The organism is Hydrogenophaga sp. ANAO-22, from assembly GCF_042466645.1.
Classification (GTDB): Bacteria; Pseudomonadota; Gammaproteobacteria; order Burkholderiales; family Burkholderiaceae_C; genus Hydrogenophaga.
The window spans coordinates 3292889-3308825 of record NZ_CP159956.1 but is presented as its reverse complement, the minus strand read 5'-3'; the positions used below and the strand labels follow the sequence as shown (position 1 = coordinate 3308825).

Annotated in this window: 11 protein-coding genes; 4 read left to right on the top strand and 7 right to left on the bottom strand. The window is 64.8% G+C overall.

From position 1 onward, the window contains the following. Positions 1 to 640 precede the first annotated feature (640 nt). Positions 641 to 4441, top strand: coding sequence for an anti-phage defense-associated sirtuin Dsr1 (dsr1, locus tag ABSY19_RS15900; protein WP_382153223.1), 3801 nt, complete (start codon positions 641 to 643; stop codon positions 4439 to 4441). A gap of 330 nt (positions 4442 to 4771) precedes the next feature. On the opposite strand, the gene ABSY19_RS15895 is transcribed toward dsr1, so the two are convergent. Beyond that, a complete protein-coding gene (locus tag ABSY19_RS15895; protein ID WP_382153220.1) occupies positions 4772 to 6181 on the bottom strand; it encodes a kelch repeat-containing protein in 1410 nt (469 codons plus the stop codon). A 282-nt stretch (positions 6182 to 6463) separates the two neighbouring features. Between ABSY19_RS15895 and ABSY19_RS15890 the strand changes: the two genes are divergently transcribed. Continuing rightward, a complete protein-coding gene (locus ABSY19_RS15890; RefSeq protein WP_382153217.1) occupies positions 6464 to 7555 on the top strand; it encodes a type IV toxin-antitoxin system AbiEi family antitoxin in 1092 nt (363 codons plus the stop codon). Positions 7556 to 7558: 3 nt separating this feature from the next. Beyond that, complete coding sequence (locus tag ABSY19_RS15885; RefSeq protein ID WP_382153214.1) at positions 7559 to 8476, top strand: hypothetical protein; 918 nt, start codon at positions 7559 to 7561, stop codon at positions 8474 to 8476. A 77-nt stretch (positions 8477 to 8553) separates the two neighbouring features. On the opposite strand, the gene ABSY19_RS15880 is transcribed toward ABSY19_RS15885, so the two are convergent. The 6 genes from ABSY19_RS15880 to ABSY19_RS15855 are packed head-to-tail and all read right to left on the bottom strand — an operon-like array spanning position 8554 to position 14783. Beyond that, positions 8554 to 10008, bottom strand: coding sequence for an aldehyde dehydrogenase (locus tag ABSY19_RS15880; RefSeq protein ID WP_382153211.1), 1455 nt, complete (start codon positions 10006 to 10008; stop codon positions 8554 to 8556). Positions 10009 to 10037: 29 nt separating this feature from the next. Continuing rightward, on the bottom strand, positions 10038 to 10865 hold the full coding sequence (locus tag ABSY19_RS15875) for an ABC transporter ATP-binding protein (RefSeq protein ID WP_382153207.1): 828 nt from the start codon (positions 10863 to 10865) through the stop codon (positions 10038 to 10040). Further along, positions 10862 to 11665, bottom strand: coding sequence for an ABC transporter ATP-binding protein (locus tag ABSY19_RS15870; RefSeq protein WP_382153204.1), 804 nt, complete (start codon positions 11663 to 11665; stop codon positions 10862 to 10864). Before ABSY19_RS15870 ends, ABSY19_RS15875 begins: the two co-directional genes overlap by 4 nt. After that, positions 11655 to 12683 carry a branched-chain amino acid ABC transporter permease gene (locus ABSY19_RS15865; RefSeq protein WP_382153201.1) on the bottom strand — a complete coding sequence of 343 codons (1029 nt, stop codon included), beginning with the start codon at positions 12681 to 12683 and terminating at the stop codon, positions 11655 to 11657. The genes ABSY19_RS15870 and ABSY19_RS15865 overlap by 11 nt, the downstream gene beginning before the upstream one ends. After that, entirely contained in the window at positions 12680 to 13582 is a 903-nt protein-coding gene (locus ABSY19_RS15860; RefSeq protein ID WP_382153198.1) for a branched-chain amino acid ABC transporter permease, read from the bottom strand. Before ABSY19_RS15860 ends, ABSY19_RS15865 begins: the two co-directional genes overlap by 4 nt. Before the next feature lie 4 nt (positions 13583 to 13586). Further along, complete coding sequence (locus tag ABSY19_RS15855) at positions 13587 to 14783, bottom strand: amino acid ABC transporter substrate-binding protein (RefSeq protein ID WP_382153195.1); 1197 nt, start codon at positions 14781 to 14783, stop codon at positions 13587 to 13589. A 168-nt stretch (positions 14784 to 14951) separates the two neighbouring features. Between ABSY19_RS15855 and ABSY19_RS15850 the strand changes: the two genes are divergently transcribed. Continuing rightward, positions 14952 to 15932, top strand: a complete 981-nt coding sequence (locus tag ABSY19_RS15850; protein ID WP_382153193.1) for a helix-turn-helix domain-containing protein — start codon at positions 14952 to 14954, stop codon at positions 15930 to 15932. Positions 15933 to 15937 lie beyond the last annotated feature (5 nt).

Below are 15937 nucleotides of genomic sequence, written 5' to 3'. Positions count from 1 at the left end.
ACAACCGCCGCGCCTCTCTCGTAAAGAGGGCGGCGGCTCGAACGGGTTTGACGGACCGGAAACACCGCTTGCGCGAAAAAACCGGCGAGCCTCGCGGCTACCCCATCCGAGCCGCCATAAAACGGCACGGACGACAAGTCGCCACTCGGCTGCGCCGAGAAAGACACGACTTGCGTCGCATCGGTGTTTTTTCTGGCCGTCAAACCAGGTCGCCCCTTTTTTTGGCGCGACGGCGGAGTATAGCCAGGCGATTAACCCGAAAGCATTCAAGTTAACCCCTATACAGGGCGACCTGCGCGAGAGCGAGTGTGAGACCTATGCCTCGCCCAAACAAATCCCGCTCGCGCCGTTCACGCGATTGGTCGGCGACTGTTATGCAGCGGAGGCGGTCGCTCGAATCAGGTCTGTCGCTGACCGCTTGTAACGAAAGCAGTCATTCAGCACGAAACGGACGACAACCTTAGCTATGCGGCGGAGGGCAGCCAAGTGCGGACAAGAGAAGCTGCTGCCTCATGTGCGGTCGCGGTGGGGCAGTGTCGAAACACTCGGGGCTGCAAGTCGGTGATCCTCGATGCGGATGGCGTCGTAGACTGGCGGTGCCGCAACACCCAGTAAACGAACAGCGTTTTCCTACGCCTGCATGATGCAATTCATACGCAATGGCCCCGACATCCCAGAGCGATTGTTGCAAGCCCATGAAGACGGGCGTGTCGTGTTCTTCTGCGGTGCAGGCGTCTCCTACCCAGCGGGGCTGCCTGGATTCGGAGGACTGGTGAAGAAGCTGTACTCTGCATTGGCGCCCGCACCCAATGCCGTGCAACAGGCGGTTATCAAGAGCGGCCAATTCGATACTGCTATTGGTCTGCTCGAGTCGGACATCGTGAGCGGACGTGAGGCCGTGCGACGGCACCTCGCGGTCGTCCTGACCGCCACGTCAGGCACCCCGAGCTCAACGGCTACACACGAAGCGCTGCTCACCCTTGGCCAAAGCCGCGAAGGCAGGACTCGACTCATTACGACAAATTTCGACAGGTTGTTCGAAGAAGTGATCGCCGCGCGCTCGATTCAGGTCGAGCGATACCGAGCGCCGCTGCTACCTGTCCCAAAGAACAGATGGGACGGATTGGTCTATCTGCATGGTCTCCTGGACGCGAAGCCGAATCCTGCAACCCTTGATCGACTAGTCGTCTCCAGTGGCGACTTCGGCCTCGCATATCTGACCGAGCGCTGGGCGGCTCGTTTTGTCAGTGAGCTGTTCCGCAGCTATACGGTGTGCTTCGTCGGCTACAGCATCAACGACCCTGTACTGCGCTACATGACGGATGCGCTGGCCGCCGACCGGCTGCTTGGGGAATCGTCGCCTGAGATGTTCGCTTTCGGCAGCTTTTCGAAAGGGAGCGATTTGGAGCGCGCCAACGAGTGGAAGGCGAAGAACGTTACGCCGATCCTTTACCGGGAGCATCAGCGTCACGCTTACCTTCACAAGACCTTGCGTGCTTGGGCCGACACGTATCGCGACGGTGTTCGCGGCAAGGAAAGTATCGTCGTTGCGTCTGCCATTGGGCGACCGCTGGCAAGCACAAAACAGGACGACTTCGTTGGACGGGTCCTGTGGGCGCTGAGCGATCCTGGCGGACTCCCTGCGCAGCGATTCGCAGATATGGACCCCGTGCCTTCGCTCGACTGGTTGGAGCCGTTCAGCAACGACCGCTTCGGCCATGCTGACCTAGGGCGCTTTGGCGTTTCGCCTGCCCCAACCAAGGACGACAAGCTCGCGTTTAGTTTGCTTTACAGACCTACGGCGTACGCCCTTGCTCCGTTGATGACCATCGTCGGCAGGAGTGTGGCGGGAGGCAGGTGGGACGCCGTGATGCACCAGTTGGCTCGATGGCTAACTCGCCACCTCGACGACCCGGCCCTGGTAATTTGGATGGCGAAGCATGGCGGCCAACTGCACGACGAATTTGTTTGGCTGATCGAGCGCAAGCTGGAGGAACTGGACAAGCTCGAACGCGACGGCGACATGGCCAAGCTGGAGCACATTCGTTTCAACGCGCCGAATGCTGTGCCGCGACCCATGATGCGCACGCTATGGCGTTTGCTGTTGACCGGGCGCGTAAGGTCGGAACGACGGTCGTTCGATTTGGACCGATGGCACGAACACTTCAAGCGAGACGGGATGACTGCTAGCCTGCGGCTGGCGCTGCGCGAGGCCTTGGCGCCTTGCATCTCACTGCGTGAGCCATTTCAGTGGCCCCGGGATAACGACGTTGACCACGGGCCCAAGCGCATCAAGGATCTCGTGGAATGGGAGCTTGAACTCGCCACAGATCATGTGCACTCAGGGCTCCGCGATCTTCCGAAGGATGAGCGGTGGGCTAACGCGTTGCCGGAGTTACTGGACGATTTCACGGCGCTACTGCGCGACGCGATGGACCTGAGGCGCGAGCTTGGAGACGTTGAGGACCGAGTCGATTATTCCTATGTACATCGACCGTCGATCAGCGATCACGGACAAAACAACAACTTCCACGACTGGACCGCGCTGATCGAGTTGGCGCGGGATGCGTGGCTGGCGTTGGCGGCGCGTTCGCCGCAGCAGGCTAGGATGGCCGCCGAGGCATGGATGGCCACGCCTTACCCGGTCTTTCACCGGCTTGCGTTCTTCGCCGCCGCCCAAGCGGAGGTGATACCCACGCGTCTCGCCCTTGACTGGCTGCTAGGTGATGAGCACTGGTGGCTGTGGTCCATTGAGACGCAACGAGAGACGATGCGTCTGCTGGTGGCCCTGGCACCGCGGCTCGACGTCGAGATGCTCGGGGAGCTGGAACGTGCCATCCTGACCGGCCCCCCGCGCGAAATGGTCAGTGTCGATATCGAGCCTGAGGTATGGGATCGGCACATTGCTCGCGAGGTATGGCTGCTCTTGGCAAAGGTAGCGGGGGCTGGCATCAAGCTGGGTGACGAAGCGAGGCTACGGCTGGACACGCTCTCTTGGCAGTATCCAGAGTGGCGGCTCGATGCGAGCGAGCGGGAAGAATTTTCGGTCTGGTCCGAAGGCGCAGGATGGGTGGGTGAGATTGACCCGTGGCGACCGTTCACACCACTGCCGCAGAGCCGACGTGGGGTTCTGATCTACCTGCGCGAGCATCCTGACCTTTACCCCGGCCAGCAGGACGACTGGAAGCAGCGCTGCCGAGACAGTTTTCAGGCAACGGCATACGCCCTTTGCCAGCTAGCACAACAGGGCGTCTGGCCCGCCGGCCGCTGGAAGGACGCTCTGCAGGTATGGTCGGATGAGAAGTTGCGGGAACGATCATGGCACGTGATGGCACCCCTCCTCAGCGCTGCCCCCGATGAACTGCTGACGGCGGTGGATCGCGGCGTCAGCTGGTGGTTGCAGGAGGTCGCGAAAACTTTTCAGGGACATGCGGAACATTTCCTGAATCTCGCTCGACGGATCCTGCAACTGAATGACAAGGACGAAGGCGCGGTCGATGACCCGGTCTTTCACGCCATCAACGACCCAATCGGCTATGTCACGGAGGCGCTGCTGCGTTGGTGGTATCGGCAGCCGCTCGAAGATGGTCAGGGGTTAAATAGCGACATCGCACCCATCTTCAGTGCCCTCTGCGATACACAGGTCGGCAAGTTCAGGCATGGCCGCGTCTTGCTGGCCGCTCATGTCATCACCTTGTTCCGCGTAGATGCAGATTGGGCTAAACAGCATCTGTTGCCACTTTTCGACTGGCAGCGTTCTGAGTTGGAGGCGCGCGCGGCCTGGGAGGGGTTCCTATGGTCGCCGCGGTTGTACCGCCCGTTGATGGAAGTGCTCAGTTCGGCATTTTTGGCAACGTCGAATCACTACTCTAGGCTGGGCGATCACGGCAAGCAGTACGCCGCGATCCTGACGTTTGCAGGCCTCGATCCGGGCGATACCTTCAGTCGAACGGAACTGGCCCAGGCAATGCGAGCTTTGCCAGCCGAAGGTCTGCATGAGGCGGCAGGAGCGTTGGTGCGCGCGCTGGAAGGAGCGGGCGAACAGCGCGAGGACTATTGGAGAAACCGCGTGCTTCCCTTTTGGGAAAAGGTCTGGCCCAAGTCCAACGATGCGGTATCTCGCAGCAACGCCGAGCCGCTAGCGCGCCTGTGCGTTGCTGCGGGCGCTGAGTTTGGTTCTGCTGTGGCAGCGGTAGGGAACTGGCTACGAACGGTGGAGCATCCAAATTTCGTCGTCCATCGACTGAACGAGTCAAGCCTGGCTTGCCAGTTTCCGCGGGACGCGCTTTACTTCCTCGATGCCATCCTGCATGACCGGCCGCGCTGGGCGCCGCGCGAACTACGCCAATGCCTGGACGACATCGTTCGGGCAGCACCTGACTTACGACAGGATCACATGTGGTTTCGACTAGATCAATACGCGCGGGAACATGGGGGCTGAAGCTGACTTCGCGCCCGACATTTCTCGCGCCGTGCTACGTACAGTCCGAAGCAAAGGTGTGCTTGGTTACGGCAAGTCGCGTGAGAACAGTCAGCATTGGTGAAAGGCCGTTTTCGGAGGAGCGCCCAGGGGTTCGACCGTTCTTGCAGAAAGTAGTCGCTGGTTCGGCGAATCCGAGCGCCCGCAATCAGTCTAAAGCTGCCACCCAAGCAGCTTGCACTTCACCGGGCCCTCTTCGTTAAAACCCAAGTCCGACAAGACCCTCAGCTTCACCCGTTAAGGCGCGGCGCCTCATCCTGAGCCGCGCTGCGCCGCGGCCCAGCCGGTGCATCAGGGCGTGTAGCGCTCCGTCCCATTCACCTCGCCCGCGCCACTGAAGCCACCGACCACGAGCACGCTGCCGTCGCCCAGCAGCGCGGCAACAGCTGCTCGCCGCACGGCGGCCATGGGGGTGGCGGTGGTCCAGCGGTTGACGTCGGGGTTGTAGATCTCGGCGGTGTTCAGGTTCGTGCCACCGGCCAGCAGCACGCGCCCGTCGGCCAGCACGGTCATGGTCGGCAAGAGGCGCGTGGCGTTCATGGTGCTCGGGGTCCAGGTCGTGGTGCCCGGGTTGAAGCGCCAGGCGGTGGTGCTGGTGTCGTTGATCACCAGCACGCTGTCGTCGTCCAGTTGCGCCGCCACGTGGACGTTGCCGGCACCGCTGTAGGGGATCACCGTGGTGCTGGTGCCGTCCACCGTGTACAGCTCGGCGCTGGCAACGTAACCCAGTGAGTTGACGCCGCCCACCAGCAACAGCGTGTTGCCACCCGGCAGCAGCGCGGCCGCGTGCTGTGTTCGCGCTGCCGAGAGGGGGGTGGGCAGCTGGGTCCAGGTGCCGGTGGCCGGGTTGTACAGCTCGGCGGTGTTGTGGAACACCGTGGCGGGCGTGCGCTCGTACCCGCCCGTGACGAGCACCTTGCCGTCGGCGAGCACCGTGGCCGTTGGCCGGGTTCGTGCCGAGGTCATGCTGCCGGTGGCCGTCCAGGTGTCGGCCACCGGGTCGTAGATTTCAGCCGTGGCGGTGGTCAAGTTGCCAGCGGTATCGCCCCCAAAGACCAGCACGCGGCCGTCGAGCAGCACCACGCTCATCGGGTCCGCGCGCTCCACCAGCATGTTGGCCGCAGCGCCCCAGGTGGCCGTGAGGGGGTCGTAGACATAGGCCGAGTCGGTGGGCCCGCCGGCGAGCTGCCCGCCGGCGACGAGGAGCTTTCCCCCTGCCAGCGGCGACAAGGTGGCGTAGTGCCGCGCGCCGGGAATGGTTGCGGTGGCGCTCCAGGCGCCCCGCCCGGTGACCGTGAAGCGCAGCTGTGTTTGCGCAGCACCCCCGCCGTTGCTCGCGGTGACGGTGTAGGCGGTCTGCCGCTGCAGGGTGGTGGGTGTGCCGGTGATGAGGCCGGTGCGGGTGTCCAGGCTCAGGCCGCCGGGCAAGGCGGGGGTGGCGGCAAAGGTGGCCGTGCCGCTGTCGCCGGTGAGGCGCGCGGTGTTGGGCGTGATGGATTCGCCCACCACATAGAGCGCCTGCTCGGTGTCGTAACTCAGGGCGGTGGGAGCCCCAGGGGCCACAGGGGCTGCGGTCGTGTGGCTGCTGCCACCGCAGGCGGAAAGGAGCGCCAGTGCGCACACGGGCAAGGCCCATGACCATGGGCGGTGCGGCCGGGCGCGCGTGGCGGTGGTGAAGGGGGCGGTGGTCGCGTGGTCCATGCAGTGAGGCCTTGGGTCGTGTTGCTATGCAGAATCTAGCATCGATTGCTTAGCCAACAACCCCAAGGGCCTCACCCTGGCACCGACGACTCAGAACGGATAGTGCCTCGGCGTCGTCTGCATCGTGATCCACCGCAGCTCGGTGAATTCGTTGATGCCGGCTTTGCCACCGAAGGGCGTCAATGCTGATTTGGAGAAAATCATCAGTTTGCTGAACAGCAAATCAATGAAAATCGCTAAACTACCGAAAATTTCATTTTATTTGCTGCTCAGCAAGCGATCATGCCCTCTGCTCCAAACGAGCCCCTTATCGATCAGTTCGTCCAAGCTTTCGAAGCTGCCAGCAAGACTCGCGTCTGGCACGAGCGCCAGTTCGAAGTCCCTTTTGAGCGAACTGGAGGAGTGCGGCACCTCGACCTTCTGCTGCGCGTGGACAGTCCTCACGAAGACCTCTATCTCGCCGTGGAGATGATTCGCGAGGGCTATCCACGGGACGTGCGCAACGCGGTGTGGCAATTGGAGGAGTACCGACTAGCCAGCCATCATGGGGCTCAAGTCGTTCCTGTCGTGCTGGCGGAGCACCTCAGCACAGGGGCGAGAGAAAGTCTGCGCCAGCGCAACGTCGCCTACTTCGATGCCAGCGGGAGCCTTTACCTGAATCACGGCCAGTGGCTGATAAACATCGAACGTGCAGGCAAGCCTGCAAGGCCACGGCGAGCAGGCTCACTCTTCACCGGTGCACGCGAGCAAGTGGTGCATGCGCTACTCCAGTCGAAGCGGGCGTGGCTAAGCGGCCAAGAGTTGGCCAAGTCCGCCGAGACCTCGACCTACACCGTCTCACTGACCATGCAGGAGTTGGAGCGCCTGGAGTGGGCAGAGTCTCAAGGCAGCGGCCGAAACCTCCGCCGGCGCCTAACGCAGCCCGGCAAGCTCCTGGACGCCTGGAGCGAGGCATGGCGCAAGCGCAAAGAGTCGCGGACTCGCTGGTACATGTACACGCACAACCCCGACAACTTGCTTCTGGCCATCACCAACAAACTGCATCGCACCCAGCTCTCGGGGTGGGCGTTCACTGGAACGGCAGCCGCCAACGTGCTCGCCCCGCTGCTCACCAGCGTCGACACGGCCGAGCTGATCGTCCCTCTGGGTCACGCCGAACGCTACGCAGACACCTTGGAACTGAAGCAGGCGGACAAGGGCTCGAACATCGTCCTCGTCGAGCGCAGCGGGGCGAGCCTCCTTTTCTGCCAGGAGCATCCTGAGCTCCCCTCCCGGTTTGCAAGCCCGTTTATCCAGTACCTCGATCTGCTGGACGGCCGCGGCCGAAACAAGGAGTTGGCCGCCCACGTCCGTGAAGTCATTCTGAAGATCTGACCAATGGCCACAACAAAACCAAAAACCGCCAATGGGTATGACGCCGACCACACCCTCGCCTGCGAACGTGCACTGATAACGCTACTTCGAGGGTTCGGCACTCTCAAGCACACGCTGCGGTTGGTCGGCGGACTGGTGCCGCGCTATCTGACGCCAGAGAAACCACCCGACGTGCCCCCGCATGCAGGCACCACGGACGTGGACATCGTGTTGAATCTTCAGGTTCTGACGGATGACGAGGCCTATAAATCCCTTGCGACGCAACTAAAGGATCGCGGATTCACCAGACACGTGAACAAAGAAGGCAAAGCCAGCAGTTGGCGCTGGCAGCGACAGGTGTCAGAGCACGAGTACGTTCTCGTCGAGTTCCTGCGAGATGCAGATGAGAAACTGCAGGGCGGCAAGGTGGCCGCTGTCGATGGCGAAGACATTTCGGCACTTGCCATCAAGCACGCCGGTATCGTGCACGAATGGTTCGCCGAAAAGGAGATCACCGCCGAACTTCTCGACGGCGGAGGCAAGGCCACGGAGACCGTGCGCTTCGCCGACGTCATCGCGTTTCTGGTGCTCAAGTCGCTGGCATTCGACGACAGAGCGGAGAACAAAGATGCCGCCGACCTGGTCCATGTCATGCGCTACGCCGGTACCCTTGAGTGGATCGCACAACAGTTCATCGACAGGCAAAAGGCCGGCCAACACCGAGACGCCATCGCCGGTGCACTGGACGCGCTTCGGCGACGCTTCTGTGACGGCGAAGACGTCGAAGGCTATGAACGAGACGGGCCAGTGGCATGTGCGAGCTTCATGCACGGTGCAGATGCAGATGTCAGCGAACTGCGCATTCTCGAACAGCGCAATGTTTCAGGCATGGTGACGGAGTTCTTGCGCCTCGTCGAGCAGGGTCCATCAATTCATGGGTAGTGGCACACGCGAATGCGCAGACCGGCGCCCACGGCGCAGACGGCCTGTATCTAGGCCGTGCGCCGCAGGGGGCGAATTCAAAACGGATAGTGCCTCGGCGTCGTCTGCATCGTGATCCACCGCAGCTCGGTGAATTCGTTGATGCCGGCCTTGCCGCCGAAGCGCCCGATGCCCGAGCCCTTCACGCCGCCGAACGGCATCTGCGCTTCGTCGTGCACGGTGGGGCCGTTCACGTGGCAGATGCCGGAATCGACCTTGCGCGCCACGTTGAAGGCGCGCGCGATGTCGCCGCCGAACACGGCGGAGGACAGGCCGTACTCGTTGTCGTTGGCGCAGGCAATGGCTTCTTCCACGCCGTTCACGCGCACCACGCATTTCACGGGGCCAAACGTTTCCTCGTGGTAGATGCGCATGGCGGGCGTGACGTGGTCGAGCACGGTGGCGGGCATGAGGGTGCTGTCGGCCTTGCCGCCGCAGAGCAGCTTGGCGCCTTTGGCGAGTGCGTCGTCGATGAGGGCGTTGCAGTGGTCCACCGTGCCCTGGCCGATGACGGAGCCGAGCACCACGGGCTCTGGTTTGCGCGGGTCGCCCAGCGGCAGGGCCTTGGCCTTGTCGCTGAATTTCTTCACGAATTCGTCGGCGATCTTCTGGTCCACGATGAGGCGCTCGGTGCTCATGCAGATCTGGCCGCTGTTGGCGAAGCAGCCGAAGGCGGCGCCGTTGACGGCGTCTTCGATGTTGGCGTCGTCGAGGATGACCATGGGTGCCTTGCCGCCCAGCTCCAGCACCACGGGCTTCAAGTATTTCGCGCAGGTCATGGCGATGATCTTGCCGACCTTGGTGGAGCCGGTGAAGTTCACGCGGCGCACCGCGGGGTGGGCGACCATGGCTTCGACCACCGCGCCGGCATCGGCCGGGGCGTTGGTGATGTAGTTCACCACGCCGGGGGGGAAGCCCGCGTCCTGGAAGGATTCAACGATGAGCTGGTGCGTGCGCGGGCAGTTTTCGCTGCCTTTGAAGATGACGGTGTTGCCGCAGGCCAGGGGCACGCAGATGGCGCGCACGCCGAGGATGATGGGCGCGTTCCACGGGGCGATGCCGAGCACCACGCCGGCGGGCTGGCGCACGCCCATGGCGAGCGAGCCGGGCACGTCGGAGGGGATGACTTCGCCGGCCACTTGCGTGGTGAGCGAGGCGGCCTCGCGGATCATGCTGGCGGCGAGCATGTTGTTGAAGCCGGCCCACATGCCGGTGGCGCCGGTTTCGGCGGCCACGGCTTCGATGAACTGGGGCAGCTTGGCTTCGAGCGCATCGGCGGCCTTGAGCAGCAGGGCGCGGCGGGCGTTGGGGCCGGTTTCGCTCCAGGTCTTGAAGGCTTCGGCGGCGGCTTCCACGGCCATCACGGCGTCGGCCGGGCTGGCGGCGGGGGCGCGGGTGGCCACGCTGCCATCCAGCGGGTTGCGGCGTTCGAAGGTGGCGCCTTTTTCGGCCGTGACTTTGAGGCCGTTGATGAGCATGGACAGATCGGACATCGGGTTTTCTCCTGGGTGTTTTGGGGTGTTCAGTGGGTGGTGGCAGCGACGGCCACGGCCTTGCGGCGTTGCACGGCGTCGGCCGCGCTGGTGGTGCCGCTGGCGGGGTCCTTGTCGACGCCGAGGTAGGCCTCGCGGATGACGGTGGAGCGCGCGAGCAGCTTGGCCGGGCCGCTGGCGACGAGCGTGCCGCGTTCGAGCACGTAGCCCCGGTCGGCGACGGCGAGGGCCTTCTTCACGTTCTGTTCGACCATGAGCACGGTGGTGCCGGCGTCGGCGATGCGGCGCACGATGGCGAGCAGTTCATCGACCATGCGCGGCGCGAGGCCGAGCGAGGGTTCGTCGAGCATGAGCAGGCGCGGCGCGCACATCATGGCGCGGGCCACGGCCACCATCTGCTGTTCGCCGCCGCTCATGGTGCCGGCGAGCTGCGTGGCGCGTTCCTTGAGTTTGGGGAAATCGGCGAAAGCCTGTTCGAGCCGTTGGGCGCGCTCGGTCTTGGGCACGAGCCAGCCACCGAGTTCGAGGTTTTCCGTCACGGTCATCTGCGGGAACAGCTGCCGGCCTTCGGGCACAAGGGCCACGCCGGCCTGCACGATCTCGTGGGTTTTCTCGGCGAGTTCCTGGCCGTCGAGCAGCACGGTTCCGCTGCGCGGGATGAGGCCGTTGAGCGCCTTGAGCAGCGTGGTCTTGCCCGCGCCGTTGGGGCCGAGCACGACGGTGAGGCCGGGCTGGATGTCGAGCTTGACGCCGCGCAGCACGAGGAAGGCGCCGTAGCCGGCGGACAGGCCGTCGACCTTGAGGCGCGCACGCGCGCCGCCGCCGAGTTCGAAGGGGGTGGGTCGGTACCACATCATGCGGCGGCCTCTTCTTCTGCTGCTGCTTCGTTCATCTCGTCGCCCAGGTAGGCCTCGATCACTTCGGCGTTGCGCACCACCTCGGTGGGTGTGCCGTCGGCGATCTTGCGGCCCTGGTGCAGCACGATCACGCGCTCCACGTGGCGCAGCAAGGTGGTGACAGCGTGTTCGATCCAGACCACGGTGAGGTCGAGCTCGTCGCGCAGGCGGCGGATGAGGCGCGCCATTTCCTCCACCTCGTTTTCGGTGAGGCCGGCGGCCACTTCGTCGAGCAGCAGCAGGCGCGGGCGCGTGGCCAGGGCCATGCCGATTTCGAGCAGGCGCTGCTGCGAGGGCGTGATGGCGGCGGCGGGCAGGTCGGCCTGGGCGCTCAGGCCGATGAGGCCGAGGATGCTTTCCGGCGTGCGCAGCACCCAGGGCACGGAGGCTTCTTCGCCCCACAGGATGTACTTGCGCGGGCGGCGGCCGGCGAACTTGAGGCCGAAGGCGATGTTGTCGCGCACGGCCATGTCGCCGAAGACGCGCGGCGTCTGGAAGGTGCGCGCCAGGCCGTTGGCGGCGAAGCGGTGCGGGCCCTGGCCGGCGAGTTCGCGCCCCTGCACCGAGAGCGCGCCACTGGTGGGCTTGGTCACGCCCGAGATGGCGTTGAAGAAGGTGGTCTTGCCGGCGCCGTTGGGGCCGATGATGCCGACCAGTTCACCAGGCAGGAAGCGCGCGCTGACGGCGTCCACCGCCGTGAGGCCGCCGAAGCGCACGGTGACGTCGCGGGCGTCGAGCAGGGCTTGCCGTTCAGTAGACATGGCTGCGCTCCCGCTGGTCTTTCTCGCGCTGCTTGCGGCGTTTGGTTTCGCCGCTCAGGTCGTCCTTGATGTCCGCCCACCAGACCTTGGCGTCGTCGCGCCAGGCGCGGAAGGTGTCGGCGCGCAGCGAGGCCAGGCCGCCGGGCAGGTAGAGCACGGCGAGGATGAGCAGCAGACCGAGCGACATCATGTAGACCTGCGGCACCTGCAGGCGCAGGGTTTCGGCGAGCACGCTGAAGACGATGGCCGCGATCAGCGGGCCCCACAGCGTGGCCGCGCCACCGATGAGGGCGATGAGCACGGTCTGGAAGCCGATGAAGGGGTTGAACACGGTGTGGGGGTCGATGTAGGTCCAGCGCACCGACATGGCCGCGCCCACCGCGCCGGCCACGGCCGCCGTGAGCGCAAAGCCGGCGATCTTGACGAGGCGGGTGTTCACGCCCAGGGTCTGCGCGCGCTGTTCGTCGGCGCCGATGCCGAGCATGGCCAGGCCGAAGCGCGTGCGGCGGATGGCGATGGAGAGCGCCACCGTGCCCACCGCGAGCAGCAGCACGGTGAAGTAGATGGTGTCGCGCTCGGGCACGACCATGAGCACGCGGCCCACGGTGCCGGTGACGGATTTTTCGAAGTAGCTGATGGCGTGGCGGATGAGCTCGGTCATGCCGAAGGTGAGCACGGCGAAGTAGGTGCCGCGCAGGTGCAGCACGGCCGCGCCCATAACGATGGCCACACCGGCCGCGATGAGCGCGCCCAGGCCGATGGCCTGCGCCCAGGACACCTTCTCGAGCAGGATGGCGCTGGCGTAGGCGCCGATGCCGAAGAAGGCCGAGGTGGCGAGCGAGAGGTAGCGCGTGGTGCCGCAGAAGAGCGCCCAGCTGGAGGAGAGCGCGACGTACATCAGGCAGGTGAGCGCCATGGAGACGACGAACTCGCTGGCGAAGCCGGGCAAGGCCACGGCCCAGCCGGCGAAGCCGAAGAGGACCAGCAGGTCGCGGATGAGGAACTGGCGGGAATTCATGCTTTGCGACTCTTTCGAGCGAAGAGTCCTTCGGGCCGCAGCAGCAGCACGCCGATGAAGACGACGTAGCTCAGCAAGGCCTTGAGTGAGGGGTTGGTGAAGTGCATGCCCAGGGCTTCGATGACGCCGAGCAGCAGGCCGCCCGCGAGCGCGCCGCCCATGCTGCCGAAGCCGCCGAGGGTGATGACGATGAGCGCGGTGACGGTGTAGGGCTCGCCCATGGAGGGGCTGATGGTGTAGGCCATGGAGAGCAGGCAGCCGGCCACGCCCGAGAGGCCCAGGCCGATGCCGAACATCATGGGGTGCAGGCGCTTGGTGTTGATGCCCATCAGCTGCGCGCCGGTGGGCGACTGCATGAGCGCGCGAACGCCCTTGCCCAGCAGCGTGGTGCGCAGCAGCAGGATGAGCGCGCCCGAGAACAACAGGGCCAGCCCGAACACCACCAGCTTGTTGACGGCGAACTGCGCGCTGCCACCCGGCAGGGGAATGGCCAGCGGCTGCGTGAGGTAGTCGTAGCCGCGCAGGTCACCGCCCCACACGTAGGAGATGAAGTTCTGCACCAGGAACATGAGGCCGAAGGCGACCATGAGGCCGCGGGCCTCGAACACGTCGAGGTTGGGCGAGGTGGCGGTGAGGCGGCGGAAGCACAGCCAGTGCACCGCCACGCCGAGCGCGAACAGCAGGCCGAACGAGACCGGGATCATGAGCAGCGGCGAGAGGCCGAAGGAGGTTTGCACCATCCAGGTGAGGAAGGCCCCCACCATGAGGAACTCGCCGTGCGCGATGTTGAGGATGCGCATGAGCCCGTACTGAAGGTTCAGCCCGAGCGCGACGAGTGCGTAGATGCCTCCGGTGATGAGACCGGAGGCGATGAGTTCTAGCCAGGCAGAGAAAGACAAGTGTTCACTTCCAGGCCGGTTTGCTGGGGTTCAGCTTGGCGGTGGCGACTTTCTGCGGCCACACCACCTCGAACTCGCCGTTCTGCCACTGGCCCACGGTGCCGGGCGTGCCCACGTTCTCGCTGCCGCTGAACTTGATGTCGCCGATGATGGTCTTGTGGGTGGTGTTGGCCACGTAGTCGCGGATGGCCTTGCGGTCCAGGCCCTGCGCCTTCACGGCGTTGGTGAGGATTTCCAGGCCGGCCCAGCAGGCGCCGCTGGCCCAGCGATCGGGTTCCTTCTTCTGGCTGGCGACGTGGGCATCGAAGTAGGCCTTGGCGCCCGGGCTGGTCTTGCTGTTCCACGAGCCCATGCCGAGCACGCCTTCGGCGCCGGCGGGGGTCATGACGTTCTTGTAGAGCGGGAAAGCGGTGCCCACCGAGGCGTAGAAGAACTTGGGGTTGAAGCCGATTTCCTTGGCCTGGCGGCTGGCGAGGATGGTGTCGGGCGGGTAGGTGAAACCGACGAAGGCGTCGGGGTTCTTGTCCTTGATGCTGCGCAGCGTGGGCGAGAGGTCTTTCACGCCACCGGGGTAGCTGGTTTCCTGCACGAGGTTGATGCCGGTGCCTTGCAGCGCGACCTTGAGGGCGGAGTAGTTTTCGAGCCCGAAGAGGTCGTCCACGTAGACGACGGCCACGGTCTTCACGCCGTTGGCCTTGAACATCTCCACCAGCGCGTCGCACATGGGCTTGGGCTGCTGCAGCAGGAGGAAGAAGTAAGGCAACTTCATCTCGGCCAGGCGGCGCGAGAGCGCGGTGGGCGCGAGGAAGGGGTAACCCAGGCGGTTGGCCAGCGGGGCGACGGCGAAGTTGGCGTTGCTGCCCCAGGGCGGGAGGACGAGGTCGACCTTGTCGCTGCCCATGAGTTTTTCGTAGGTGCGCACGACGGTTTCCATGTCGCTGCGGTCGTCGCTGCTGATGAGCTCGATCTTGCGGCGCACGCCTTTCACATCGAGGCCGCCCGCGGCGTTCTGCTGTTCGGCCCACAGCAGGTAGTTGGGTTCCTGGCTGACCTGGGCACCGCCCGTCCACGGGCCGGTGCGCGACATGGAGTAGCCGACGCGCACGGGCGCGGATTGCGCGAGCAACTGGGGCGCGAAGGACATGGCGCCCACCGTGGCGGCGGCGCTTTGAATGACCAGACGGCGATTGGGATGGGCCATGGTGTGTCTCCTGGAGTTGTGGTGGACCAAGCCGCATCGTAGGGAGAACCGGGGCGCGCCGCTATGCTGGCCGTGCACTGCCTGCTTGTCGGAATGTGCACGCCGATTCGGGTTAACCCTTGACCTCGCGCGCCGCGCCTGGGCGGACCGCGCCCGATAATCCGGCCCATGACCGCCCCCTCCCCGTCATCCACCATGACCACCGATGCCGTCGCCCCGGGCGAGCGGGCGGCGATCTGGCGCGACTGGGTGTGGACGCATTTCGGGGGCCTGGAGTCGGACCTGTATGGCGACGTGGGTTTCGACGGCCACATGCACGCCTCGCACGCGGGCGACGTGGTGTTGACCAAGCTGGAGGCGAACCGACACCGGGTGCTGCGCAGCCCGCAGTTGGCGCGGGGCAGCGAGCGGGCGTATTTGAAGATCGTGGCGCCGTGGCAGGGCAGCGCGGGGGTGCAGCAGCACAACCGCGAGGCCTGGGTGCGGCCGGGGGGCTGGGCGATTTACGACACGACGGGCAGTTACGAGATCGCGAACCCGGAGCGGGTGGAGCACTTGATCGTGATGTTGCCGAAGGAGCAGCTGGCGGAGCGCGGTTTGCGGCTGGAGCCTTTGATGGCGCGGCATGTGGGCGGCGTGAGCGGGATCGCGCGGGTGGCGCTGGAGACGATGCGCACGACGTACCAGGAGTTGCCGGGGATGAGCGAGAACGCGGCGCGGGGGGCGGGTGAGCTGATCGTGGAGTTGGTGCGTTTGTCGTTGCAGGAGTTGTCGGGGCGCGAGAACGGCACGACGCAGCTGGAGGCGTTTCGCGATCGCATCCGTGAGCACATCGGGCAGCATTTGCGCGATCCATCTTTGACGTTGGACCACATTGCGCAGGCGCTGAATTGCAGCAAGCGGCATTTGCACAAGGCGTTCAGCGCGGAGGACGATACGCTGGCGCATTACATCCAGCGGCAGCGCGTTCAGGCTTGCATGCGGGAGCTGGCGCATCCTTCGCGGGCGCATCGCACGATCACGGAGATCGCGTTTTCCTGGGGCTTCAACAATGGGGCCCACTTCAGCCGCGTGTTTCGCGAGCACACGGGGCAGTCGCCCAGCGACTTCCGGGAGTCGGCTTTGCGGTCCAGTGCTTCGGCTGCTTGAGGTTT